This is a genomic window from Streptomyces sp. NPDC107538, from assembly GCF_055657445.1.
In genome coordinates, this window is record NZ_JBVKAY010000003.1 from 890,794 (window position 1) to 914,930 (window position 24,137).

Here is a 24,137-nt window from a genome sequence, read left to right on the forward strand (position 1 = left end):
CTACCCTGGACGCATGGACTACGTCTCCGCGCTGCTGCCCCCCTTCGTGATGGCCGTGCTGTTCATCGGCGTCATCAGGGTGATCGTGAAGACCCAGGGCGGCCCCAACAAGGCCAAGGAGGACGCGGTCGTCGACGCGGCCCTCGCCCGCGCGGAGAGCGCCCGCCAGGCCGACGGCACCGACTCCCGGGGCACCCGCGCCTGACGCGCCCCGCCCCGCGTCACCCCGCCCCATCGGCGTACGACTCGTATGTTCTTCGAGTCGTGCGCCCTTTTTGTTCTGTTTCTTTGGGTTTCTTCGGATATCGTGCGGAACTGTGCCTCGCCCCTTGGGAGAACTCGAAGACGCGGTCATGACGCGGGTGTGGAAGTGGAACCGCCCGGTGACCGTTCGGGAAGTCCTGGAAGACCTTCAGCGGGAACGGTCCATCGCCTACACCACGGTGATGACCGTTCTGGACAATCTCCATCAGAAGGGCTGGGTCCGCCGGGAGGCGGAAGGGCGGGCCTATCGATATGAGGCGGTCTCCACCCGCGCCGCCTACTCGGCCGCACTGATGAACGAGGCCTGGTCGCAGAGCGACAACCCCGCCGCCGCACTCGTCGCCTTCTTCGGGATGATGAGCGAGGAACAGCGACAGGCGCTCACCGACGCCGTACGCATCGTGCAGGGCCCTGACCCCGTCAAACCCGAACCGGCACCGCCCGCCGCCCCCCGCGGTGAAACCCCTGCCGAAACCGCCGGCGAATCCGCCGAATCGTCCGGCGAAACACAGGGGACCCCCGGCGAATCACCGGATCTTCCCGGGCGATAGCGTCCGCTCATGCCAGCATCGAGTCCCGAAGTCACCGCAAAAGCCATCACCGTCCGGCGGGCTCGGACCAGCGATGTCCCGCACGTGCGCGACCTCCTCGACTCTTACGTGCAGCGTCGCATCCTGCTCGACAAAGCGACGGTCACGCTTTACGAGGACATCCAGGAGTTCTGGGTCGCGGAACGGGGCACCGGTCCGGACACCCAGGTCGTGGGCTGCGGTGCCCTGCACGTCATGTGGGAAGACCTCGCGGAAGTCCGCACTCTCGCGGTGAACCCGGACGCCAAGGGTCTCGGCGTCGGCCACCAGTTGCTCGAGAAGTTGCTCGACACCGCTCGCTGGCTGGGTGTTCGCCGCGTTTTCTGTCTGACCTTCGAAGTCGAGTTCTTCGCGAAGCACGGCTTCGTGGAGATCGGTGAGACTCCGGTCGACACCGATGTCTACGCGGAGCTGCTGCGTTCCTATGACGAGGGCGTCGCGGAGTTCCTCGGTCTCGAACGAGTGAAACCGAACACCTTGGGCAACAGCCGGATGCTTCTGCATCTGTGATCGCCGACGGAGACCCTTTGTCCGAAACGCGATGTTTCCGGTCTTCCCCGGGCTCCTCGCCCTCTCCATGGCCTCTCCCCGGTCTCTCCCAGGGGTTTGTGTTTTTCCTGGAAAAGCGGTTTGCTTTCCGACGTACTGCAGTACTGCATATAACAGGGGACGTGAAACAGCGGCGCTCGCCGCAGGCCCTCGGCCCTGAAGTTATCGATGAAAGGAAATCCGGTGGCACAGAAGGTTCAGGTCCTTCTTGTCGACGACCTCGACGGCGGCGAGGCGGACGAGACCGTGACGTTCGCGCTGGACGGCAAGACGTACGAGATCGACCTCACGACCGCCAACGCGGACAAGCTTCGCGGCCTTCTCGACCCTTACGTCAAGGGCGGCCGCCGTACCGGAGGCCGTGCCGCCGGTGGGCGCGGCAAGGCCCGTGCCGCTTCCGGCGGCAGCCAGGACACCGCGGCCATCCGCGCCTGGGCGAAGGAGAACGGCTACGAGGTCAACGACCGCGGTCGCGTCCCCGCCTCCATCCGCGAGGCCTACGAGAAGGCCAACGGCTGAGATTCCGACGGCCCGGTGCTCACGCGCCGCAGCCGGACGCGGTGGCAGTGCGTCGCCACCGTGTCCACCACTCGCACGAGGTCGGGGGCGCCCCCACCGCCCCCCAACGCCGACATGCTCGGCAGCGAGGGTTCCATCTCGCACCCCGGCTCGGGGGGCCGCAGCCACTCGGCGGCCCCCTGTGAACCGGCCTCCCCGCGCCCGACCCCGAGCCTTCCGGCCCCGCCCGGAGGCGTCGGCGCCACCAGGTGACCGCCCGTTCCGACGGCAGTGAGGTCCAGGTCGAGGCCGCCCCAGTCCAGCCACTCCAGCAGTCCCGGCAGCTCCTCCGCGCTCCCCGCCGCGACCAGCAGCAGCATCCGCCCGTCGCGCAGCGCCACCGGCGAGCCCGGACCGGGCACCGGGCCCAGATGCCGGAGCGCCGCGACCCCCGCTTCCGCCGGTACGTCGAGCACATCGAAGCGCAGACCCGTAAGGAGATGTACGGGCGTCCCGGGCACGGTCGCCCAGCCGAGATCGTTCTCGTACCACTGCCGCACCGCGTCGCACGAGCCGTCCTGGACGTCGCTCGGGTCGAACGGTCGGCGGGGAAGGGGGACGATGGCCATGTCAGGAGCAACCGTGCGAAGGAGCCCGGAGTTACGCTGGGTATCGGCTCGGATGCGAGGAGTGCCGGGAAAGGGGGTGTTCCGTGGTGCGTGAGGACGCAAGGATGTTCGCCCTTAGCGGAGGGAACCGGTGCATCCGGCATGGAGTGTCAGTGCCTACGGGTAAGACATCCCTAGTGGGAGGGGGCGACACGCAGAAAAGGCCGTCTCACGTTCGCCATCGGCGTACTGATGGTGGGGGTAACTGCCTGGCCTGCGGGAACATCGTCTCGCACCATCGGGTTGGAGCAGATGTCGGCGTTCGGGGTCAGGAGGCCAAGGACGGTGTCGGCAGTTGGAATGAGCGGTCCCCGCTTGCGGGACTAAGCTGCGGAAGGACAGCGAGGGGAGCGTCCCCTCACTGCCTGACCGCTCTGAGGAGCGATTAACGATGTTCGAGAGGTTCACCGACCGCGCGCGGCGGGTTGTCGTCCTGGCTCAGGAAGAAGCCCGGATGCTCAACCACAACTACATCGGCACCGAGCACATCCTCCTGGGCCTGATCCACGAGGGTGAGGGTGTCGCCGCTAAGGCCCTGGAGAGCCTCGGGATTTCGCTCGAGGCGGTCCGCCAGCAGGTGGAGGAGATCATCGGGCAGGGGCAGCAGGCCCCGTCCGGGCACATCCCCTTCACCCCCCGTGCCAAGAAGGTCCTGGAGCTGTCGCTCCGCGAGGCCCTTCAGCTGGGCCACAACTACATCGGCACGGAGCACATCCTGCTCGGCCTGATCCGTGAGGGCGAGGGCGTCGCCGCCCAGGTCCTGGTCAAGCTGGGCGCAGATCTCAACCGGGTGCGGCAGCAGGTCATCCAGCTGCTCTCCGGTTACCAGGGCAAGGAGACCGCCACCGCCGGCGGGCCCGCCGAGGGCACCCCCTCGACGTCCCTGGTCCTCGACCAGTTCGGCCGGAACCTCACCCAGGCCGCTCGTGAGTCCAAGCTCGACCCGGTCATCGGGCGCGAGAAGGAGATCGAGCGGGTCATGCAGGTGCTGTCCCGCCGTACCAAGAACAACCCGGTGCTGATCGGTGAGCCCGGCGTCGGCAAGACCGCCGTCGTCGAAGGCCTCGCCCAGGCCATCGTCAAGGGCGAGGTGCCCGAGACCCTCAAGGACAAGCACCTCTACACCCTCGACCTCGGCGCGCTGGTCGCCGGCTCCCGCTACCGCGGTGACTTCGAGGAGCGCCTGAAGAAGGTCCTCAAGGAGATCCGCACCCGCGGCGACATCATCCTGTTCATCGACGAGCTGCACACGCTGGTCGGTGCGGGTGCCGCCGAGGGCGCCATCGACGCCGCTTCGATCCTGAAGCCGATGCTGGCCCGCGGTGAGCTGCAGACCATCGGTGCCACCACGCTGGACGAGTACCGCAAGCACCTGGAGAAGGACGCGGCCCTGGAGCGCCGCTTCCAGCCCATCCAGGTCGCCGAGCCCTCGCTCCCGCACACCATCGAGATCCTCAAGGGCCTCCGTGACCGGTACGAGGCGCACCACCGCGTCTCCATCACGGACGAGGCCCTGGTGCAGGCGGCGACGCTCGCCGACCGGTACATCTCGGACCGGTTCCTGCCGGACAAGGCGATCGACCTGATCGACGAGGCCGGTTCCCGGATGCGCATCCGCCGGATGACCGCGCCGCCGGACCTCCGCGAGTTCGACGAGAAGATCGCGGGCGTGCGCCGCGACAAGGAGTCGGCGATCGACTCCCAGGACTTCGAGAAGGCGGCCTCTCTCCGCGACAAGGAGAAGCAGCTGCTGGCGGCGAAGGCCAAGCGGGAGAAGGAGTGGAAGGCCGGCGACATGGACGTCGTCGCCGAGGTCGACGGCGAGCTGATCGCCGAAGTCCTCGCGACCGCCACCGGCATCCCGGTCTTCAAGCTGACCGAGGAGGAGTCCTCGCGTCTGCTGCGCATGGAGGACGAGCTCCACAAGCGGGTCATCGGCCAGGTCGACGCCGTCAAGGCGCTGTCGAAGGCGATCCGTCGTACGCGCGCCGGTCTGAAGGACCCGAAGCGTCCCGGTGGTTCGTTCATCTTCGCGGGCCCGTCCGGTGTCGGTAAGACGGAGCTGTCGAAGGCCCTGGCGGAGTTCCTCTTCGGTGACGAGGACGCGCTGATCTCCCTCGACATGTCGGAGTTCAGCGAGAAGCACACGGTCTCGCGGCTCTTCGGTTCGCCTCCCGGCTACGTGGGCTACGAAGAGGGCGGCCAGCTGACCGAGAAGGTCCGCCGCAAGCCGTTCTCCGTCGTCCTCTTCGACGAGGTAGAGAAGGCCCACCCGGACATCTTCAACTCGCTGCTGCAGATCCTGGAGGACGGTCGTCTGACCGACTCCCAGGGCCGGGTCGTGGACTTCAAGAACACGGTCATCATCATGACGACCAACCTCGGCACCCGGGACATCTCCAAGGGCTTCAACCTGGGCTTCGCGGCCTCTGGTGACAAGAAGACCAACTACGAGCGCATGAAGAACAAGGTCTCGGACGAGCTCAAGCAGCACTTCCGGCCCGAGTTCCTCAACCGCGTCGACGACGTGGTCGTCTTCCCGCAGCTGACGCAGGAGGACATCCTCAAGATCGTCGACCTGATGATCGGCAAGGTCGACGAGCGCCTCAAGGACCGGGACATGGGCATCGAGCTCTCCCAGGCCGCGAAGGAGCTGCTGTCCAAGAAGGGATACGACCCCGTGCTGGGCGCCCGGCCGCTGCGCCGGACCATCCAGCGCGAGGTCGAGGACACCCTCTCCGAGAAGATCCTCTTCGGCGAGCTGCGCCCCGGCCACATCGTGGTCGTGGACACCGAGGGCGAGGGCGACGCGGCCACCTTCACCTTCCGGGGTGAGGAGAAGTCGGCGCTGCCGGACGTCCCGCCGATCGAGCAGGCGGCCGGCGGTGCGGGTCCGAACCTGAGCAAGGACGCGTAACCGCTGCGCTCGGCCCGAGCGCGCGAAGGGGCTGCCCCGGGACTTCGGTCCCGGGGCAGCCCCTTTTGCCTTTCCGGGGTTCGGAGAACGGTGTCGGCCGGAGGCTTGTGATGCCCGGCAGGGACCGGCGCCGCCTCTCAGCCGGTGGCGTTCCGGTTGACGCGTAATTCCAGGTGATTCCGTCAGCGAATGCAGGGAGACCGGTTTTTCCAGACCGGGCAGGGAGTCCAATGCCGGTCAGGTGAGGGGGAGTTCGGTGAGTGGCGACAGGTCCGTGAGATGAGGCGGTGAAAAACGGCCCTCACGGAGAGTTTCTTGATGCCGGGCGCATGCCCCTCGCCGGGACGGCCGAGAGGGGAGCGTTTCCACCGGGTTTCGAGTGATGCGGGCCTCGTAGTCGGCGTCACATTCGGAGGGGTTCTCTCTGGGGTGCCGGTGACGTGCCGCACAGGTCATTTGTCCGGTACTAGGAGGAATAGCGGAGGACAGGGGTTGGGCAAAACGGACTTTTAGGTCTGTGGGTGGGGGATTCAGGGGGTGCTGTGCAGGTGGGGGAGGGTTTGGGGGTGGGTGTCAAAGAGGGGGTGCGTTTCGGGTGGAGTACGGGGTTTCTTCGTAGGTCACACATTTGAGGGGATTCGGGGCCGGGGGGTACCAAGGGTTGTCCCATTCGGCGGCCGCTGATGTGCGCCGGGTGGGATTCGTGTCCGTCGAGGCACAGTCCTTGTCTCCGTACCCCGTGAGGTTCTCCATGTCGCAGCGTGTTCGCACTCCCCGTACCCGTACGTCCCAGCTCCGCGTCCGGGCCGCCCTGGTGGCCGCCGGGGTGGGGGTCTCGGGTGTGCTGGGTGCCGGGGTCGCGGCCGCCGCCGGTGGTCCTCAGGCCTCGAGTGCCGCCACCGCCACCGCTCAGACCGTCGCCGCCAAGAAGGCCAAGAAGGCGACCTCCTGGATCAGCCCGGTCAAGGGCTACAAGCTGAGCGCCAGCTTCGCGCAGGCCGGCAACATGTGGTCCGCCAAGCACAGCGGGCAGGACTTCGCCGTCAAGAGCGGTACGGCCGTCGTCGCCGCGCACGGCGGCACCGTCGTGAAGGCCGGCGGCAACGGCGCCGGTGACGGTCCCGCGTACGGCAACGCCGTCGTCATCAAGCACGGCAACGGCACGTTCTCGCAGTACGCCCACCTGTCCAAGGTGAACGTGAAGGCCGGGCAGGTCGTGAAGACCGGGCAGCGCATAGCCCTCTCCGGCAACACCGGTAACTCCAGCGGGCCGCACCTGCACTTCGAGATCCGTACGAGCGCCAACTACGGCTCCGCCATCGACCCGGTCGCCTTCCTGCGGACCAAGGGCATCACCATCTGAGCCGGGTCCTTCGAGGTCAGCACGGGCCGTAGTCCTGGCCCGTGCCGCACATCGGGGTGTCGGCGTAGTAGTCGTTGAGGACGATCATCAAGATGATCATCAAAACCCCCACCGCCGCGGTTCCGGCGAGGGCGACCACGTGGCGTCTGCGGAGGAACTCGGCGCGTTCCTCGTCGGTCATCCGGGCGTAGTCGTCGGCGTTCATCCGGTCCGGGCCTCCTCGTGCGCATGCTCGGGAGGTCCCCGAAGGCTCTGAGGTTTTACCCGGATACGACGGCTTTCAAGAGCTCTGGGTGCCTCCGTGTGCCTGTGTCACCAGATCGATCGCGACCTCCAGGACGGCCTCACGCTTCTCCTCGGGGTCGCCTTCGACGTCCTGGAGGACGAACATCCCGGCGTGCATGGTGAACAGGGCGCTCATACAGCGGACCTGGTCGGTCAGGGCGGCGTCCGGTTCCTTGATCGTGTCGATCAGCCGGATCATGCGCTGCTTGAACGTCTCCCCGATGCTCAGCTCACGTACCGTCGCCTGGTTCTCCTGCATGAAGCGGAAGAGGGGGGCCACGTCGGCCAGGGCCACGCTGTAGCGGCGCAGGATCTCCCGCTTGGTGTCGAGGGTGCGCGGCTGGGTGCCGGCCCATTCGATCAACTCGTCGATCGGGCGCCGCAGGTCCTGGAAGAGGCCGATGAGGATGTCTTCCTTGGTCTTGAAGTGGTAGTAGAGCGCGGCCTTCGTCACGTCGAGGCGTTCGGCGATCTCCCGCAGCGAGGTCTTCTCGTATCCCTGTTCGGCGAAGAGTTCGAGGGCGACGTCCTGGATGCGCTGACGGGTGTCGCCGCGACGCTGCCGCTTCGGAGCCGCGCCCGACGCGCCCGTCGTGTCCGTCGCTCCCGTCGTGTGCGTCGCGTCCTCTGTCGTGCCGCTCATCCTCTTACTCCTCGCCGTCACGGATGGCCTGGATCGGTCAAGGCTCGGCCAAGCCCGCTGAACTTACTTGACGCCCGGCTAGTTAGAGACCTAGCTTCCCTAAGTGTAGACAACTAGCCGGTCGGCAAGTAAGTACTCGGAAGCTCCGGGGGGAGTGGAGGACCGCGATGGATGCGGAGAAGAAGAACGAAGTGAGCGGTGGGGCCGGGACGGACGGGCCGCAGCCGCGCAGTGTGCGGGTGGTGCTGCTCGCGCTCATGATCGCCATGCTGCTGGCGATGCTCGACAACATGATCATCGGTACGGCGATGCCGACGATCGTGGGTGAGCTGGGCGGGCTCGAACACCTGTCGTGGGTCGTCACCGCGTACACCCTCGCGACCGCCGCCTCCACCCCGATCTGGGGCAAGCTCGGCGACCTCTACGGCCGCAAGCGGGTCTTCATGACCTCGATCGTGATCTTCCTGATCGGGTCGGCGCTGAGCGGGATGGCCCAGGACATGGGGCAGCTCATCGGGTTCCGCGCGGTGCAGGGCCTCGGCGCGGGTGGGCTGATGGTCGGCGTCATGGCGATCATCGGTGACCTCATACCGCCGCGGGAGCGTGGCAAGTACCAGGGGATGATGGCCGGGGTCATGGCCCTCGCGATGATCGCCGGGCCGCTGGTGGGCGGGTCCATCACCGACCACTGGGGCTGGCGCTGGTCCTTCTACATCAACCTGCCGCTCGGGGTCGTGGCGCTGATCGCCGTCAGCGCCGTACTGCATCTGCCGAAGCCGGCGCGGGACGGGCGGTCGGCGCGGGACATCGACTACCTCGGCGCGGCGCTGCTGACCGTCGGTATCACGGCGATCGTGCTGGTCACGACGTGGGGCGGGACCGAGTACGCCTGGGGTTCGGCCGTCATCATGGAGCTGATCGCGCTCGGGGTGGCCTCTCTGGTCGGGTTCCTGTTCGTGCAGCGGCGGGTGGCGGAGCCGGTGATTCCGCTGCATATCTTCCGCAGCCGGAACTTCACGCTGATGTCCGTGATCGGGTTCTTCACCGGGTTCGTGATGTTCGGCGCGGTGCTGTTCCTGCCGCTGTTCCAGCAGTCCGTGCAGGGCGCGTCCGCGACCAACTCCGGGCTGTTGCTGCTGCCGATGCTGGGGGCGATGCTCGCGGTGTCGATGGTGGCCGGGCGGGTGACCACGGGGAGCGGCCGTTACAAGGTCTTCCCGGTCGTCGGGAGCGTCCTGATGATCGCGGGGCTGTTCCTGCTGTCGCAGATGGACACCGGGACGAGCCGGGTGACGTCCGGGCTGTACATGGCCGTGCTGGGTGCCGGTATGGGGTGTCTGATGCAGATCACCATGCTGGTCGCGCAGAACAGTGTCGCGATGAAGGACATGGGGGTCGCCTCCTCGACCACCACGCTGGCCCGGACGCTCGGGTCGTCCTTCGGGGTCGCGATCATGGGGGCGCTCTTCAACAGCCGGGTGCAGGATGTGATGGCCGAGCGGGCCGGGGCGCTGGGGTCGAAGGTGACCGAGCAGTCGGCGCAGCTGGACGCGGCGAGTCTGGCGAAGTTGCCGGAGGCGGCGCGGGAGGCGTATCAGTACGCGGTGGCTTCCGGGACGCACTCGGCGTTTCTGCTGGGGGCGGTGGTGTCTGTGGTGGCCCTGGTGGCGGCGGTGTTTGTGAAGGAGGTGCCGTTGCGCGGTGCGGCTGGCGGTGGGGCGGCGAAGGAGGGGGTTGAGGTGGAGGCCGGGGAAGTGGTGCGGGCCTGAGGGGGCGGGGCGTTTGGGGTGCGTGGTCGGGTGCGGGTGCGTGGGGCTTCTCGCGCAGTTCCCCGCGCCCCTAAAAGCCCAGGCCCCTGCGGGCCTGGAAGACCAGCCCTGTGCGGTGTGAAAAGTGACCGGCGGCGGGTCTGAAAAGCCTGGGGCGCAGCCCCGGCTTTTCAGGGGCGCGGGGAACTGCGCGAGAAGCCCCACTCACCCGCACCCGACCACGCACCCGACCACGCACCCGACCACGCACCCGACCACGCACCCGACCACGCACCCGACCACGCACCCGACCACGCACCCGACCACGCACCCGACAGCGAAGGACCGGCCCCCCTCACGCCCCCGCCTCGGTCATCGGGAGCATCGGGTAGCTGCCCGTGTTCGTGGGGGCGTGTTCCGGGAGCCAGAGGACGGCTACGGCGCCCTCGGCGGGGACGGCGTCGGGGGAGCCGGGCGGGCGGATGTTGCGGAAGGTGAGGCGGGCGCCGAGCACGCGGGCCTGGCCGGCGGCGATGGTGAGGCCGAGGCCGTGGCCCTGACCGGCCCGGTCGGACGCACCGGTGCGGAACCGGCGGGGCCCGTCCGCGAGCAGGTCCTCGGGGAAGCCGGGGCCGTGATCGCGGACCCGGATGACCCGGCCCTCGACGGACACCTCGATCGGCGGCCGGCCGTGCTTCGCCGCGTTGGCCAGCAGGTTCAGCAGGACCCGTTCGAGGCGCCGGGGGTCCGTGGTGACCGCCGACTCGTGCACGATCCGGACGCGCGCGTCCGCGTCCTTCGCCGCCACCCGCCGGGCCACGAACTCGCCCAGCATGATGTCCTGCAACTCCGCCCGCTCGGACGCCCCGTCGAGCCGGGCCACCTCCAGGACGTCCTCGACGAGCGTCCGCATCGCCTGGGCCCGGTCGCGGACCAGCTCGGAGGGGCGGCCCGGCGGCAGCAGCTCCGCCGCCGTCAGCAGGCCCGTCACCGGGGTACGCAGCTCGTGCGCGATGTCCGCCGTCACCCGGCGCTCCGCCTCGATGCGCTGCCGCAGGGTGTCGGCCATGGCGTCCACGGCCCGGGCCAGTTCGGCCGTCTCGTCGCGGACGACACCGCCGATCGCGTCCTGCACCCGTACGTCGGACTCGCCCTTGGCCACCTGGTGCGCGGCGGCCGCCGCCTTGCGCAGCCGGCGGGACATCTGGCCGCCGATGAGCACCCCGAGGGCCGAGCCGCCGAAGACGACCGCGATCGAGCCGATCAGCAGGGCCTGGTCGAGGTCGCGCATCACCGCCGAGCTGTGGTCGGTGAAGTCGGTGTGCAGGGACAGGACACGCTTGTCCTTCAGGGGGACCGCCGCCCAGATGTCGGGCACCCCGTTCTCACCCTCCGAGACGTACGTGGCCCGGCGGCCCTCCTTGACCTTGGCCAAAAGGTCCTTGGGGATGTCGGGGTCGTCGAGCGTCACCCCGAAGGCGCCGGACTTCAGCGGGCGGCCCGACTCGTACATGCGCTGGGCGACCTGGATGCGCTCGTCGGCGAGGTCCCGCGAGTTGTCGAGCATGGAGACCCGGGCCGCGTTGTGCACGACCAGGCTCAGCGCGACCGCGACCAGCGCGCCGACCAGGGCGATCGCCGCGCTCAGCTGCCAGCGCAGACCGGTACGGATGCCCGAGGCGACCCCCGCGCCGGACCGGCCGCCGGCCGCGGTTCCCCGGCCGGCCGTACCGAGGCCGACGGCGGTTCCCGTGCCCGCCCTGCCGAGGCCGGCGGCGGGCCCCGCTGCGGCCGTACCGAGGCCCGCGGTGCCCGGCCGCTCCGGCTCCCGCCGCCCGCGTATCCCCCGCATGCGCATGTTCATGTCGTCGCTCCGCCCGCTCAGGCCTTGAGCTTGTAGCCGAAGCCGCGGACCGTCTCGATCCGGTCCTGGCCGATCTTCGCGCGCAGCCGCTGGACATGGACGTCCACGACCCGGGTGTCGCCGCCCCAGCCGTAGTCCCACACGCGTTCGAGCAGCTTGTCGCGGGAGAGGACCGTGCCGGGGGCGGAGGAGAACTCCAGCAGCAGCCGCATCTCGGTCGGCGTCAGGGCCACCGGCTCCCCGGACCTGCGTACCTCCATGCCCACGGTGTCGATCACCAGTTCACCGAACTCACCGAAGGTGAGCACTCCGCCGGTGCTCGCGGCCCCGTCGTCCTCGGCCCTGGTGTCGCCGCCGCTCGCGTGCCCGAAGCGGCGCAGCACCGCGCGGATCCGGGCGACCAGGACGGCACCGTCGAACGGCTTGGTCACGTAGTCGTCGGCGCCCGCCTCCAGGCCCAGCACCACGTCGATGGAGTCGGCGCGCGCCGAGAGCATGATCACCGGGACGGTCGACTCGTCACGGATACGACGGCACAGCGACACCCCGTCCAGGCCGGGGACCATGACGTCGAGGAGCGCGATGTCGGGCCGGTCCGCGCGGAACGCCTCCAGCCCCGACAGTCCGTCGGGCATGGCCGTGACCGCGAAACCGTCCCGCTCCAGGGCGAGTTGGGTGGCCTCGCGGATGACGTCGTCGTCCTCGACGAACAGGACATGGGTCTGCTCTGCCATCCGGTGATCTCGCTCGCTCTCGATCGGGGTGGGCCGGTACGGGGCTGGTGCGGGGGCGTGTACGGGGACGGTACGGGGGTGCCGCGGGTGGGCGTCGTCAGCTCGGCTCGGGCGTCGCCGACTCCGCGCCGCCCACCGCCGTGCTGTACTCGGTACGCGTACTGGACCGCTGGACGAAGTCGTCCTTGATCCAGCGATAGGTGGCCACTTCCTCGCTGGACGGATACGACGACGGGTCGCCATTCTCGTACAGCTGCCGGGTGACCAGCAGGTCGCCCCGGTCGATCTCCGCGTAGACGGGCGGCTGTTCGGAGAGGAACACGCTCCGGTACCCGCCCTTCTCCGCGCGGTACACGTACGAGGCCACACCGACGGCGTCCGCGCAGGTCATCACATTGACCACGAGGTCGTCGGACGTACCCCCGGTCAGATCCCCGTACGTGACGTCCACCGGGTACTCGTCGGCCACGCACGGCTTCAGGTCGCTCTTGACGGCCTTGCTGACCTCCGGGTCCGCGCGGACCATCCGGACGATGTCGTCGACGCTCGGGTGGTCGCCGTCGCCCTCCGCGTCGGCCGACGCGGAGGCGGAGGGTGATGCCGCGCCCGCCGCGAGGGAGTCGCTGTCGGCCGGTCCCTCGTCGCGGGCGCCGGTGCCGCCCGTACCGCAGGCGGAGACGGAAAGGCCGAGGGCGGCGAGCACGGCCACCGCCGTGATCACCGCCTTCGTGGCTCGCCCGCCCTCCGGGCCCGGGCCGGCCGCTGTGCTCAGGCCGCGCAACGCTCCTGCTCCTCGCTCGCTTCGAGCGCACGGGCGGCGCGCTCATCGATGTCCCGCGACTCCAGCTCCTCGCGGAGCCGGGCCAGCGCGCGGTGCAGCGTGCTCTTGACCGTGCCGGCCGACATGCCGAGGGCGGCGGCCGTCTCCTCCGTGGACATCTGCTCCCAGTGTCGCAGCACCACGACACTGCGCTGCTTGGGAGCGAGCACCTTCATGATGTCCATGAGGAGGGCGCGGTCCGCGTGCTGCTCGGTGGAGTCGTCGATGCAGGCGTCCGGCAGCTGCTCGGTCGGGACCTCCTCCAGCTTCCGGGCCCGCCACCACTCCGTCCGCGTGTTGATCATGACCCGGCGCAGATAGGCGTCGGCCAGGCGCTTGTCCGCGATGCCGTCCCAGCGGCCGTACGTCCGGGCCAGCGCCGTCTGCAGCAGGTCCTGGGCGTCCACCGGGTCCGGCACGAGCCGGCGGGCGCTGCGCAGCAGCGCGTCCTGCCGGGTACGGACGTACTCCTCGAATTCGAGCACCTCGCCGTGCGCCATGATCAACCGCCTCCGTTCCCCGTGTCCGACGCCCGCGCTCCCCGCGCGCTCCGCCGGTTGTCCGCCGTCTCGTATCGCTTCGTGTCACTCGTCCCGCCGGATCCGCTGGTTCGTTTCGCGGGTTCCTGCGGTACGCCAATGAAGCTACGGAGGGGTTGTCACGGGGACGTCCGAAGCAGCCTGCGGAGAACGCTCGGCTGTCCGTCGGTTGTGTAACGGAAGGAGGAACGGGGTAAAGCGGGCCGCCCTTTGGGGTGGAGATGGGGGGATTCAACCCGCCGGGCGGGGGTCGGGTCTGTGTCGCGGTGCGGGCTCGGCGATGCGTGGGCTGTGCGCGGTCAGGTGAGAGGGAGGCGGTAGAGGTCACCCGGAAGGGGCTCCACCAGGCCGTCGGAGACCAGGCCGTCGAGGGCGCGGGCGCGCTGCACCGGCTCGTCCCACACCCGGTCGAGCACCGCCTGCGGTACGGGCACGGTCGCCTCCCGCAGGACGGCGAGCAGCTTGCCGCGGACCTGGCGGTCGGTACCGGCGTACGTCTGACCGCGCCGCGCCGGGCCCTCGTGCGCGGGCTTCCCGGCCAGCCGCCACGCGCACTGCCCGGCGATCGGGCAGCGCCCGCACGTCTCGTTCTTCGCCGTGCACACCAGGGCGCCCAGCTCCATGGACGCGGCGGCCCAGCGGGACGCCGTCCCGTCGTCCTCGGGCAGCAGGGCGCGGGCGAGCTTGCGCTCGGCGGCCGTGGTCGCGTTCGGTGGGTACTGGGTGCCGCTGACCGCGCGGGCGAAGACCCGCCGCACGTTGGTGTCGAGCACGGCGTGCCGCTGCCCGTACGCGAACGACGCCACCGCCGCGGCCGTGTACTCGCCGATCCCCGGCAGCGCGAGCAGCTGCGCGTGCTCCCGGGGTACGTCTCCGCCGTGCCGTTCCGTTATGGCCACCGCGGCGCCGTGCAGCCGTAGGGCGCGCCTTGGGTAGCCGAGGCGGCCCCAGGCGCGGACCGCCTCGCCCGGCGGTTCCTTCGCGAGGTCCGCGGGGCGGGGCCAGCGGGACAACCACTGTTCGTAGACGGGCAGTACGCGGTTGACCGGGGTCTGCTGCAGCATGAACTCGCTGACCATCACCCCCCATGGTCCGGCCTCCGGGCGGCGCCAGGGCAGATCACGGGCGTGCGTCTCGAACCAGGCGATCACCGGGGTGTGCAGTGTGGTGGGGGCGGGGGTGGGTGTGGGTGCGGGTGTCGCGGTGGGGGTTGCGGTGGCTGGGCTGCTCTGGGGCTTCGTGGGTGCAGTCATGGCACGGTCGATCCTGCCATGCGGGTTCTGGTGGGGGCGGCTTCTGGTGGGGGGTGTCTGGGGTGCGTTGCCGGGTGCGGGTGCGTGGGGCTTCTCGCGCAGTTCCCCGCGCCCCTGAAAAGCCGGGGCTCCGCCCCGGGCTTTTCAGGCCCGCGGCCCGGTCGCCTTTCAGGCCCGCGGCCCGGTCGCCTTTCAGGCCCGCGGCCCGGTCGCCTTTCAGGCCCGCGGCCCGGTCGCCTTTCAGGCCCGCGGCGCGGTCGTCTTTCAGGCCCGCAGCCTGGTTGCCTTTCAGGGCCGCCGCCGGTTGCCTTTCAGGGCTGTGGGGGCCTGTTTCTTTTGGGGGCGCGGGGAACTGCGCGAGAAGCCCCACTCACCCGCAGCCGCGCAAGCGACCCGCACCCCCGAGCTATTAGGCGGCGCTGCTCAGTCGGCCGGGCGCCAGCCCAGTGCCGGTCCCAGCCTCGTCGCGATGTCCGTCAGGATCTGGACGTAGTCCTCGTGGTCGAAGGTGAAGGGCAACGCGAACGCGACCTCGTCGATCTCGCGGAACGCGACGTGCGCGTGCAACTGTTCGGCGATCTCCGCGGCCGTACCCACCAGATCGGGCGCGAAGAGCAACCGCCCCGGCCCCTGCGGCGCAGCCGTCCGCGGCAACCGCTGAGCCACGTACGCCTCGTACTTGGCCCGCTGCTCCGCCGTCGCCGAGTCGGTCGGGATGACGACCAGCCCCTGGGAGACCCGGGCCCGCTCCCCGTCGGGGTGGTGCGCCCGGAACTCCCGGACGTGGGAGAGCTGCACCCCGGCGAAGTCCACCGCGGCGGCGGGCCCCTCCGCCTTCACCACGCTGCTGGTCAGGAAGTTCATACCGTTCTCGCCGGCCCAGCGCGCCGAACGCAGACTGCCGCCGCCGTACCACATACGGCCGCCCAGCCCGGGTGAGTACGGCTGCACCCGGTCGGAGAACACCTCGAACCCCTCCGTGCCGCTGAAGTCGGTCGCCGCCTCGCCCCGGACGAAGCCGAGGAGCCGCCGGACCCGTTCGAAGCTGAAGTCCTCCGCGTCGGCGGTGTCCGGGTAGAGCGCCCCCTTGACGGTGTCGTAGTGCATCGGCGGTCCGACGCTGACCCCCGGGTTGAGCCGGCCGCCAGAGAGGAGGTCGACCGTGGCCAGGTCCTCGGCGAGCCGCAGCGGGTTCTCCCAGCCCAACGGGATGACGGCGGTGCCCAGTTCGATACGGCTCGTGCGCTGCGAGGCCGCCGCCAGGACCGCGACGGGGGAGGAGATGCCGTACTGCAGATGACGGTGGCGCAGCCAGGCGCTGTCGAAGCCGAGGCGCTCGCCGAGTTCGATGATCTCCAGCGTCGACTCATGGCCCCGGCGCGGGTCGGCCTCGTCGAACAGTCCGATGGTCAGAAACCCCAGCCTCCGCAAGGGCCTCGACACGGGTGTGGTGGTGCCGGGCTCCACGGATCCGTCCATCGTGTTCTCCAAGTCCTCCGGCGCACCGCGGTGGTGAGGTCGATCGAGGTCGGTCGAGGTTGATCGAGGTCGATTGTGGCAGGTGGGGTCGGTGCGACGGCGAGTGTGGTCGGCCGGGGTGGGGGTTTCGTGCACGTGTTCTCTGAAGGGATGCGTGAGGGTGGGGAGTTGGTGGTGGCCGTGTTGCCTTGATTCGGTCACGGAACGTGCTCTTGTGGCCTCTGTGATCACGTACGGCGATCATGGGGCGCCCGGTCGGGACGGTGGCCGGAGCGACCGGAATGATGATCCGGAAAAGTTGCGCTTTCGGGCGGCGGGTGGGGCCAGCGAAGTGCCGGATCTCTCGTACAGTTTGCGCCGTGGGATCTCTGCGCAATCCGATCGGGCCGCTTCCCTCCACCATCTACTGGCGACGGAGGGCCGTTCTGCTGACCGTTCTCGGTCTGCTCGCGATCCTGGTCGTGTGGGTCGTCGCCGGCGGTGGTGGGAACGGGGACGACAACGCGGGCGGGTCCGACGGCAAGAATCCCGCGCCCTCGATCACTCCCGGGCCGTCCGGGTCCGGGCCCGCGATCAGTGAAGCGCCGGGCGGGCGGGACGAGTCGGGCGACGAGTCGAGTGCGGGTGCGGGGGGCGACGGGTCCGGGTCCTCCGGGTCCTCCGGGTCCACGTCTGGTTCCGGTTCGGGGGCGGGTTCCGGCTCCGAGGGTGCCGATGGTGGGGCCGGTGCCGCGGGTGGTACGTCGGACGACGGTGGCAAGAACGGGAGCAGTTCCGGGGAGCAGGTGCCGGCCGGGTCCAGTCTGCCCAACTGCACCGCCGGGGCCGTGAAGTTGACCGTGCGCAGTGTGCGTAACGCCTATGAGCCCGGGGTGAACCCCACGTTCGAGCTCATCGCGCGCAACTCCTCCGGTGGGGACTGCAAGCTTGATCTCGGGCCGGACAACACGGTGGTGACGATCACGGCGGCGGATGGGGACGATGCGTTCTGGGCGTCGGACGACTGCCATGAGACGGCGGGGAGTCTGTTGTTCCGGGTGCCTGCCGGGGATCGGGTCACGTACACCGTGGAGTGGAACCGGGATCCGAGTGCGCCCAACTGTGCTACTCCGGCGGCGGGTTCGGCTGTCGCCGGGACGTATCTGGTGGAGGCGGAGGCGCCGGGGCTGGCTACGGCTCGGACGTCGTTCGTGCTGGAGAAGGACTGACGGGGTGGGGGCGCGGCGGGGTGTTTCTCGCCCCCGCCGCCCCTACCCGTCCCATCCTCCAGGGGCTGCGCCCCTTCGACCCCCCTTTCGCGCTTCGCGCGGGGGGTTCGTTGTCGGGTGCGGGTTCGTGGGGGTTCTCGCGCAGTTCCCCGCGCCCCTGAAAGAGGCCTGCGGCCCTTTCCTCGGGGCTGCGGGGTCGCTTCCCGGCTAGACGTACCTCTCCAGGATTGACGACTCCGCCAGTCGGGACAGGCCCTCTCGGACGCTGCGGGCTCGGGCCTCGCCTACTCCGTCGACTGTCTGGAGGTCGTCGACGCTGGCGGCGAGGAGTTTCTGGAGGCCGCCGAAGTGTTCGACGAGGCGGTCGATGATGGCGCCCGGGAGGCGGGGGACCTTGGCGAGGAGGCGGAAGCCTCGGGGGGAGACCGCGGAGTCCATGCCCTCGGGGGAGCCGGTGTAGCCGAGGGCGCGGGCGACCGTGGGGAGTTCGAGGAGCTCGGCGTGGGTGAGGGCGTCGAGTTCGTGCAGGGCCTCGTCGACCGTGCGGGAGCGCTTGGCGGTCGGTTCGGGGACGTAGTCCCGCACGACCAGTTCGCGTTCCGGTTCGACGCCCGCGATCAGCTCGTCGAGCTGGAGGGCCAGCAGACGGCCGTCCGTGCCCAGTTCGACCACGTATTCGGCGATTTCGGTGGCGATACGGCGGACCATTTCGAGGCGCTGGGCGACCGCCGAGACATCGCGGACCGTCACCAGGTCCTCGATCTCCAGCGCGGAGAGCGTGCCCGCCACCTCGTCCAGACGGAGCTTGTACCGCTCCAGGGTCGCCAGGGCCTGGTTCGCGCGGGACAGGATCGCCGCCGAGTCCTCCAGGACACGGCGCTGTCCGTCGACGTACAGCGCGATCAGGCGCATCGACTGGGAGACGGAGACGACCGGGAAGCCGACCTGTTTACTGACGCGGTCGGCCGTACGGTGCCGGGTGCCCGTCTCCTCGGTGGGGATCGTCGGGTCGGGGACCAGCTGGACGCCCGCCCGGAGGATCTTGGACAGGTCCGAGGACAGCACGATGCCGCCGTCCAGCTTGCACAGTTCACGCAGGCGCGTGTCCGTGAACTCGACATCCAGGACGAAACCGCCCGTGCACATGGCTTCGACGGTCTTGTCGGAGCCCAGCACGATGAGTCCGCCGGTGTTGCCGCGGAGAATCCGTTCAAGCCCGTCGCGCAGGGCCGTGCCTGGGGCCACGGCGCTCAGTGAGGCGCGCATCAGGCCATCGGCACCGGAGCTCCCACCGGACTTTCCGGGAGCTGCTGCCCGGTCGTTGGCTGCCACTGCACTCCTCCGGTCGCAGGTTCTGGGACGCTCCCGTTTCGCACCCATGGTTCGTACGGACGGGCGAGACCTGGGCAAAGTCTACCGGCGGTCCTCGTCGTCCCGTGGGGCCTCTCGCCGACGCGACCGGGGCAGTACCCGGAGCGCGTCTCCCATGTCGGCCACTTCCAGCACCTTCATGCCGGGCGGCACCTTGCCCGGATCGGACGGAACGAGGGCGTGCGTGAAGCCGAGACGGTGCGCTTCGGAGAGGCGGCGCTGGACGCCGGTGACCCGTCTGACCTCGCCCGCGAGGCCCACTTCGCCGATCGCCACCAGGTTCTTGGGCAGGGGGGTGTCGGTCGCCGCGGAGGCCAGGGCGAGGGCGATCGCGAGGTCCGCGGCGGGCTCCGAGAGCTTCACGCCGCCGACCGTCGCCGAGTAGATGTCCCGCTTGCCGAGGGCGCTGATCCGGCCGCGCTGCTCCAGGACCGCGAGCATCATCGAGACCCGGGAGGTCTCCAGGCCGGAGGTGGTCCGGCGGGGGGAGGGGAGCTGCGAGTCGACTGTGAGCGACTGCACTTCCGCGACCAGCGGGCGGCGGCCCTCCAGGGTGACGGTCAGGCAGGTGCCGGGGACGGGTTCGTCGCGGCGGGTGAGGAAGAGGCCGCTGGGGTCGGTGAGGCCGGTGATGCCCTCGTCGTGCAGCTCGAAGCAGCCGACCTCGTCCGTGGCGCCGTAGCGGTTCTTGACGCCGCGGACCAGGCGGAGGCGGGCGTGCCGGTCGCCCTCGAAGTGCAGGACGACGTCGACGAGGTGTTCCAGGAGGCGGGGGCCCGCGATCGCGCCGTCCTTGGTGACATGGCCCACGAGGAGGGTCGACATGCCCCGCTCCTTCGACGCGCGGATCAGCGCGCCGGCGACCTCACGGACCTGGGCCATGCCGCCGGGGGCGCCGTCGATCTCCGGGGAGGCGACGGTCTGGACCGAGTCGAGGATCAGGAGGCCCGGTTTCACCGCGTCCAGGTGGCCGAGGACGGCGGCGAGGTCGGTCTCGGCGGCGAGATAGAGGTGGTCGTGGAGGGCGTTGATGCGGTCGGCGCGCAGCCGGACCTGGCTGGCCGACTCCTCGCCCGTGACGTACAGGGTCGGGTGCTCGGCGCTGGCCGACTTGGCGGCGGCGTCGAGGAGAAGGGTGGACTTGCCGACGCCGGGCTCGCCCGCGAGGAGGACGACGGCGCCGGGGACCAGGCCGCCGCCGAGGACGCGGTCCAGCTCGGGGACGCCGGTGGAGCGGGCGGTGGCCTGGCGGCCGTCGACCTGGCCGATGGGGACGGCGGAGGTGGTGACGCGGCCGGGGGCCGTGGTGCGGACGGCGGGCGTGCCGTACTCCTCGACCGTGCCCCAGGCCTGGCACTCGGGGCAGCGGCCGAGCCACTTGGCCGTCTGCCAGCCGCACTCGGTGCAGCGGTAGGACGGCCGGTCCTTCGCGGTTTTGGTACGGGCAGCCATGCACGAACCGTAACGGAGCCCACTGACAGCCTCCGGCGGTTGGGCGGGTTCGTGTGCTCGGCCGGGGCTTCGGGGGAGTTTCGGAGGCTTTGGGTGCTCTGGGGAGGGGAACGCCCTTTCGCCGTAGGGGTGCTGTGGGTGGGCGGGGTGCTGTCCGTTGTGGTTGCTCGCGCAGTTCCCCGCGCCCCTGACGGGGCGCGGCTGCCCGCGCCCCGCTGCCCCTACCGGCGGCGGCCGACCGTCAGTTCCGCCGGGTGGTACGGGACGTAGGCCGCGCCGTCGAGATTGAGAGCCGTGGCGGCGGACTGGAGGGCGCCCGGGGTCGCGGCGGCGCCCCAGCGGCCCGTGTCGAGGCGGGACTCCACGGCGTGGAGGGCGGCGACCGTCTCGGCGGTGGTGAAGGCGCAGTGGCCCTGGCGCTCGACGTAGGCCTGGCGGAGCAGCGCGGCGTCGCCGGAGGCGCGGACGCGGTCGGCGAAGCGGTTCTCCTGTTCGACGGGGACGAGGTCGTCGGCGGCGGTGTGGATGTCGAGGAGGGGGACGGCGAGACCCTGGCCGGCGGAGGAGGTGCGTTCGCCGGCGGCCACCGCGGCCGGGTCCGCCTCGACCTTCGCGTTGGCGGTCAGGTTCCTCAGGTCGGCCCTCAGGTCGAGGCCCGCCTCCCGGTACAGGGCCTTGACCAGGGGCGCGTGCTGGGACGTGGCCAGCAGGCGGGCGTAGTCGACGCCCTTGTTCCCGGAGTTGTTGCCGCCCAGGGCCTTCTCGACGTGGTAGCGGGCGGGCTCGACACGGTTGAGCATGCCCTGGACCAGCCAGGAGGCCTGCTGGGCCTGCTGCTCCGCCCGGTCGTCCGCGGCGGGGCGCTCCTTGCCGGGGGCCCACGTGGGCAGGTTGAGGTAGGCGGCGGCGAGCGCGACGCGGGCACGGCCCTCGGGGGTCCGCTGCGCGGCGATCACGGCGTCGGTGAGTTGCCGGCCGGTGACGGCGCCCTCGGCCTCGGAGGCGAAGTCCACCAGTTTCACGGGGGTGTCGGGGAGCAGGAGCCGGGCGATCGTGTACTCGGCGTCGAGCTGGTAGGCGTGCAGGTCGTTGGCGCCGGCGACCAGACCGCACAGGCCCAGGGCGCCGTCGATCCCGCCGGCCCCGGACCGGGCGAGCCGCGCGTTGACCAGCCCGCCCATGGACTGGCCGACGGCGAGGGTACGGGTGGGTTCGCCGATCTTCTCGGTGACCGCCGCGATGGTGGCGACCTGGTCGCGTTCCGCGCTCTCCAGGCCCCAGAGGGTCTCGCTCACGTTGTAGGAGGAGCCGGTGAGCGCGTAGCCCTCTTCGAGGAGGCGCAGGCGTACGGCCTCACGGGGGGCGTTCTGCGGTGTCGTGACGCCGAAGCCGTGGCTGAAGACGACGAGGGTGCCGTTCCAGTTCGCCGGGACGTCGGCGATCCAGGTGGCGCCGTCGGGGAGGGTGCCGTCGAGGCGTTCGACGGTGGGCGCGGCCGCCGGTGAGGCCGCCGCCGGTGGGGTGGCCGCCAGTGGGGTGGCGGTCGATACCGAGGCGCTGGTCAGCGAGAGGACCACGGCTGTCGCCAGGGCGGCGAGGGCGCGGGGGGCGGACGGGCGGCGGGTGCGTGCGGTCATGAGAGGGGGGGCTCCTGACTCGGCGTACCTGGAGGTAACTTGGACCCCTGGGAATGTAGGCTGATCTGTGGCCGTGGTCAAGAAAGTGCACAACATTGGGGAGGGTGGCAGCGGAGCGCGGGGTTCCTGTCCCCTTATGAGGGATCGTTTCACCCGTACGGAGTAAATGTGCTGAAGGGGCGAGAAGGTGCTGCTTCCGGGCGCCTACCGTCCATGAGTGATGAGCATCAGTCCGGAAACCTCGACCCGCACCACCGGCGCACACCGGGCGCACCGCGAGGCGCGCGATCGGGCGGCGGCGCGCGCGGTGGCCCAGCGCCCGCCGGCTCGCTACGAGCCGTACCTGGACGGCCTGTTCACCTACTGCATGTCCGTGCTGTGCGACCACGACGCGGCCGTCGCCGCCCTCGCGGACGTGCTCGCGCTCGCCGAGCGCCGCCGGGGGCCGGACACGGCCGACGACCGCCGGGCCTGGCTGTACGCGCTGGCCCGCTGGGCCTGTCTGCGCAAGCTCGCCGAGGTGCGGCAGAAGCGTCCGGGCGCGCATGCGGCCGGCGGCTCCGGCATCTCGGGTGCCGGTGGACTGTCCGGGGTTTCCGGGGTTTCTGGTGGGGCCGGTGTCCCTGGTGGGGCCGGTGCCTCTGGTGTCTCGGGCGCGGCCGGTGGCGCCGGGCGTGGGGTCGTGTCCGGGGGCGCCGGGGCCGAGAAGGGGCGTGGCGTGAAGACCGCGGGGCGGTCCCCGGCCCTCTCCGAGGACGAGGAGCGGCGGCGCAGGCGCGAACTGGCGCTGCTGGCCTGGCCGGAGGCCGCCGGCACCACGCCCGAGCAGCGCGAGGCGCTGGAGCTGGCCGTCCGGCACCAGCTCACGGCCCAGGAGGTCGCCGACGTCCTCGGGATGGACCAGACCGCCGCGCGGGAGCTGCTGGCCTCCGCCGCCTGCGAGGTGGAGCGCACCCGGGCCGCCCTCGCCGTCGTCGAGAGCGGCGCCTGCCCGAGCGTCGCCCGCCTCACCGGTGATCATCAGCTCGTCCTGAGCGCCACCCTGCGCCGCGAACTCGTCCGGCACGTCGACGACTGCCCCGTCTGCCGTCGCGCCGCCGAGCGTGCCGTCCCCGGCCGCTGGCCCGGCACCACCGTCACGCCCTCCGCGCTGCCCGTGCTCGAAGCGCCGCGCGCGGTCCTGGGGTCGGCGATGGCCCACCTCACGCGCGCGCGGGGTGGTGCCCCGCGCTTCGACCGGCGCGGCTTCCCCATGGATCCGAGGGACCGCGCGGCGCGCCGGGACCGGCTGCGCGCGCGGGCGGTCACCACGACCGTCGTCGCCACCGTCGTCGCCGCGCCCGTCTTCGCCCTCTGGGCCGCCTACCGGGGCGCCCCCCTCATCGGCGAGGGCGGCGACGGCCGTTCGGTCAGCGCGGGCGAGGAACAGGGCGACGGCGACGGGACCGTGGGCGACGGCAGTGGTGGCGACGCGTACGAGAACGCCGGGAACGCGCGGACCGAACCCGGCGCCCGCCGCGGCAGGGGCAGGCACGCGGCGGACGACGTGTCCGTGGAGGTCACCCAGGGGAAGGGGCGGGGCACGCTCGCCGTCGCCGCCGCGAACGACGGCGACACCACGCTCATCACCCTGAAGGCCACCGGCGACTCACCCGTGAGCTGGTCCGCCCGCACCGGCGCCGGCTGGCTCTACCTCAGCCGGTCCTCGGGCACGCTGGCCCCCGGCCAGTCGGTGACGATCAAGGTGTACGTCGACCAGCTGAGCGAGCCCTCCGGGTACTGGACGGCGCAGGTGTCGCTGGCCCCCTCGGGTGCCGTGGTGACGATCGAGGGCACCGGCCCGGTCCCGCAGCCTCCGGCCGAGCCGACCCCACCGACCCCGGCCCCGGACCCGCCGAGGCCCACGACACCACCCCCGGCCCCCGACCCGGACCCCACGCCCACGGCACCGCCCCAGCCCGACCCGACCCCGACGGCCCCGGCCCCCACGGACCCCCCGGGGCCGACCCCACCACCGAGCGACGGGGGCGGGGAGCCGCCGGCGGGGGCGTAGGGCGGTGGGAGGGGGAGGCGTCGTGAGACGGGGGGAGGAGAAGCCAGCCGAAGAGGCGACGGGCGGCCGACACCTGGAGGGGAACCGATCGTTCGCTCACCAGCCCGCAGCCCGCAGCCCGCAGCCCGCAGCCCGCAGCCCGCAGCCCGCAGCCCGCAGCCCGCAGCCCGCAGCCCGCAGCCCGCAGCCCGCAGCCCGCAGC

General features: G+C 70.8%; 21 protein-coding genes. 9 read left to right on the forward strand and 12 right to left on the reverse strand.

Going from position 1 to position 24,137, the window contains the following annotated elements; translation table 11 throughout:
* Nucleotides 1-13: 13 nt before the first annotated feature.
* The 4 genes from ACZ7MG_RS14455 (at nt 14) to ACZ7MG_RS14470 (ending at nt 1,922) form a co-directional block, all read left to right on the forward strand.
* Nucleotides 14-205: a hypothetical protein gene (locus tag ACZ7MG_RS14455; RefSeq protein ID WP_471390561.1), complete on the forward strand. Its 192-nt coding sequence runs from the start codon at nt 14-16 to the stop codon at nt 203-205.
* A 148-nt stretch (nt 206-353) separates the two neighbouring features.
* Nucleotides 354-815, forward strand: a complete 462-nt coding sequence (locus ACZ7MG_RS14460; RefSeq protein ID WP_471390670.1) for a BlaI/MecI/CopY family transcriptional regulator — start codon at nt 354-356, stop codon at nt 813-815.
* 9 nt (nt 816-824) lie between these two features.
* Nucleotides 825-1,364, forward strand: a complete 540-nt coding sequence (locus ACZ7MG_RS14465; protein WP_471390564.1) for an amino-acid N-acetyltransferase — start codon at nt 825-827, stop codon at nt 1,362-1,364.
* 222 nt (nt 1,365-1,586) lie between these two features.
* On the forward strand, nt 1,587-1,922 hold the full coding sequence (locus ACZ7MG_RS14470; RefSeq protein WP_033524724.1) for a histone-like nucleoid-structuring protein Lsr2: 336 nt from the start codon (nt 1,587-1,589) through the stop codon (nt 1,920-1,922).
* Here ACZ7MG_RS14470 and ACZ7MG_RS14475 read toward each other — a convergent pair.
* Nucleotides 1,901-2,530, reverse strand: coding sequence for an SCO3374 family protein (locus ACZ7MG_RS14475; RefSeq protein WP_471390567.1), 630 nt, complete (start codon nt 2,528-2,530; stop codon nt 1,901-1,903). The two genes, ACZ7MG_RS14470 and ACZ7MG_RS14475, sit on opposite strands and share 22 nt — an antisense overlap.
* Nucleotides 2,531-2,960: 430 nt before the next feature.
* Between ACZ7MG_RS14475 and ACZ7MG_RS14480 the strand changes: the two genes are divergently transcribed.
* Complete coding sequence (locus ACZ7MG_RS14480) at nt 2,961-5,486, forward strand: ATP-dependent Clp protease ATP-binding subunit (RefSeq protein WP_013001652.1); 2,526 nt, start codon at nt 2,961-2,963, stop codon at nt 5,484-5,486.
* A gap of 751 nt (nt 5,487-6,237) precedes the next feature.
* Nucleotides 6,238-6,849, forward strand: coding sequence for a M23 family metallopeptidase (locus ACZ7MG_RS14485; RefSeq protein ID WP_471390571.1), 612 nt, complete (start codon nt 6,238-6,240; stop codon nt 6,847-6,849).
* Nucleotides 6,850-6,865: 16 nt separating this feature from the next.
* Here ACZ7MG_RS14485 and ACZ7MG_RS14490 read toward each other — a convergent pair whose 3' ends face one another.
* Complete coding sequence (locus tag ACZ7MG_RS14490) at nt 6,866-7,054, reverse strand: hypothetical protein (protein WP_471390573.1); 189 nt, start codon at nt 7,052-7,054, stop codon at nt 6,866-6,868.
* A gap of 75 nt (nt 7,055-7,129) precedes the next feature.
* Entirely contained in the window at nt 7,130-7,777 is a 648-nt protein-coding gene (locus ACZ7MG_RS14495; RefSeq protein ID WP_471390575.1) for a TetR/AcrR family transcriptional regulator, read from the reverse strand.
* A gap of 167 nt (nt 7,778-7,944) precedes the next feature.
* On the opposite strand from ACZ7MG_RS14495, the gene ACZ7MG_RS14500 reads away from it, so the two are divergent.
* Nucleotides 7,945-9,546: an MDR family MFS transporter gene (locus ACZ7MG_RS14500; RefSeq protein ID WP_471390577.1), complete on the forward strand. Its 1,602-nt coding sequence runs from the start codon at nt 7,945-7,947 to the stop codon at nt 9,544-9,546.
* Between the two features lie 334 nt (nt 9,547-9,880).
* Here ACZ7MG_RS14500 and cseC read toward each other — a convergent pair whose 3' ends face one another.
* The 6 genes from cseC to ACZ7MG_RS14530 all read right to left on the reverse strand — a co-directional run bounded on the left by cseC (nt 9,881) and on the right by ACZ7MG_RS14530 (nt 16,214).
* Complete coding sequence (gene cseC, locus ACZ7MG_RS14505) at nt 9,881-11,377, reverse strand: two-component system sensor histidine kinase CseC (protein ID WP_471390672.1); 1,497 nt, start codon at nt 11,375-11,377, stop codon at nt 9,881-9,883.
* A 29-nt stretch (nt 11,378-11,406) separates the two neighbouring features.
* The gene (gene cseB, locus ACZ7MG_RS14510; RefSeq protein ID WP_471390579.1) at nt 11,407-12,123 is read right to left on the reverse strand and encodes a two-component system response regulator CseB; all 717 of its coding nucleotides are present in this window, start codon (nt 12,121-12,123) and stop codon (nt 11,407-11,409) included.
* A gap of 97 nt (nt 12,124-12,220) precedes the next feature.
* A complete protein-coding gene (locus ACZ7MG_RS14515; RefSeq protein ID WP_471390582.1) occupies nt 12,221-12,904 on the reverse strand; it encodes a hypothetical protein in 684 nt (227 codons plus the stop codon).
* On the reverse strand, nt 12,892-13,443 hold the full coding sequence (locus ACZ7MG_RS14520; protein WP_471390584.1) for a SigE family RNA polymerase sigma factor: 552 nt from the start codon (nt 13,441-13,443) through the stop codon (nt 12,892-12,894). The genes ACZ7MG_RS14515 and ACZ7MG_RS14520 overlap by 13 nt, the downstream gene beginning before the upstream one ends.
* Nucleotides 13,444-13,781: 338 nt before the next feature.
* On the reverse strand, nt 13,782-14,735 hold the full coding sequence (locus ACZ7MG_RS14525) for an HhH-GPD family protein (RefSeq protein WP_471390586.1): 954 nt from the start codon (nt 14,733-14,735) through the stop codon (nt 13,782-13,784).
* Between the two features lie 423 nt (nt 14,736-15,158).
* Nucleotides 15,159-16,214, reverse strand: coding sequence for an LLM class flavin-dependent oxidoreductase (locus ACZ7MG_RS14530; protein WP_471390589.1), 1,056 nt, complete (start codon nt 16,212-16,214; stop codon nt 15,159-15,161).
* Between the two features lie 359 nt (nt 16,215-16,573).
* Here ACZ7MG_RS14530 and ACZ7MG_RS14535 point away from each other — a divergent pair, with 359 nt between their 5' ends.
* The gene (locus tag ACZ7MG_RS14535; protein ID WP_471390591.1) at nt 16,574-17,422 is read left to right on the forward strand and encodes a hypothetical protein; all 849 of its coding nucleotides are present in this window, start codon (nt 16,574-16,576) and stop codon (nt 17,420-17,422) included.
* Between the two features lie 207 nt (nt 17,423-17,629).
* On the opposite strand, the gene disA is transcribed toward ACZ7MG_RS14535, so the two are convergent.
* The 3 genes from disA to ACZ7MG_RS14550 form a co-directional block, all read right to left on the reverse strand.
* Entirely contained in the window at nt 17,630-18,754 is a 1,125-nt protein-coding gene (gene disA, locus ACZ7MG_RS14540) for a DNA integrity scanning diadenylate cyclase DisA (RefSeq protein ID WP_471390594.1), read from the reverse strand.
* 81 nt (nt 18,755-18,835) lie between these two features.
* A complete protein-coding gene (radA, locus tag ACZ7MG_RS14545; RefSeq protein ID WP_471390597.1) occupies nt 18,836-20,245 on the reverse strand; it encodes a DNA repair protein RadA in 1,410 nt (469 codons plus the stop codon).
* 221 nt (nt 20,246-20,466) lie between these two features.
* Nucleotides 20,467-21,882 carry an alpha/beta hydrolase gene (locus ACZ7MG_RS14550; RefSeq protein ID WP_471390600.1) on the reverse strand — a complete coding sequence of 472 codons (1,416 nt, stop codon included), beginning with the start codon at nt 21,880-21,882 and terminating at the stop codon, nt 20,467-20,469.
* 217 nt (nt 21,883-22,099) lie between these two features.
* Here ACZ7MG_RS14550 and ACZ7MG_RS14555 point away from each other — a divergent pair, with 217 nt between their 5' ends.
* The gene (locus ACZ7MG_RS14555) at nt 22,100-23,935 is read left to right on the forward strand and encodes a BACON domain-containing protein (protein ID WP_471390603.1); all 1,836 of its coding nucleotides are present in this window, start codon (nt 22,100-22,102) and stop codon (nt 23,933-23,935) included.
* Nucleotides 23,936-24,137: the final 202 nt, after the last annotated feature.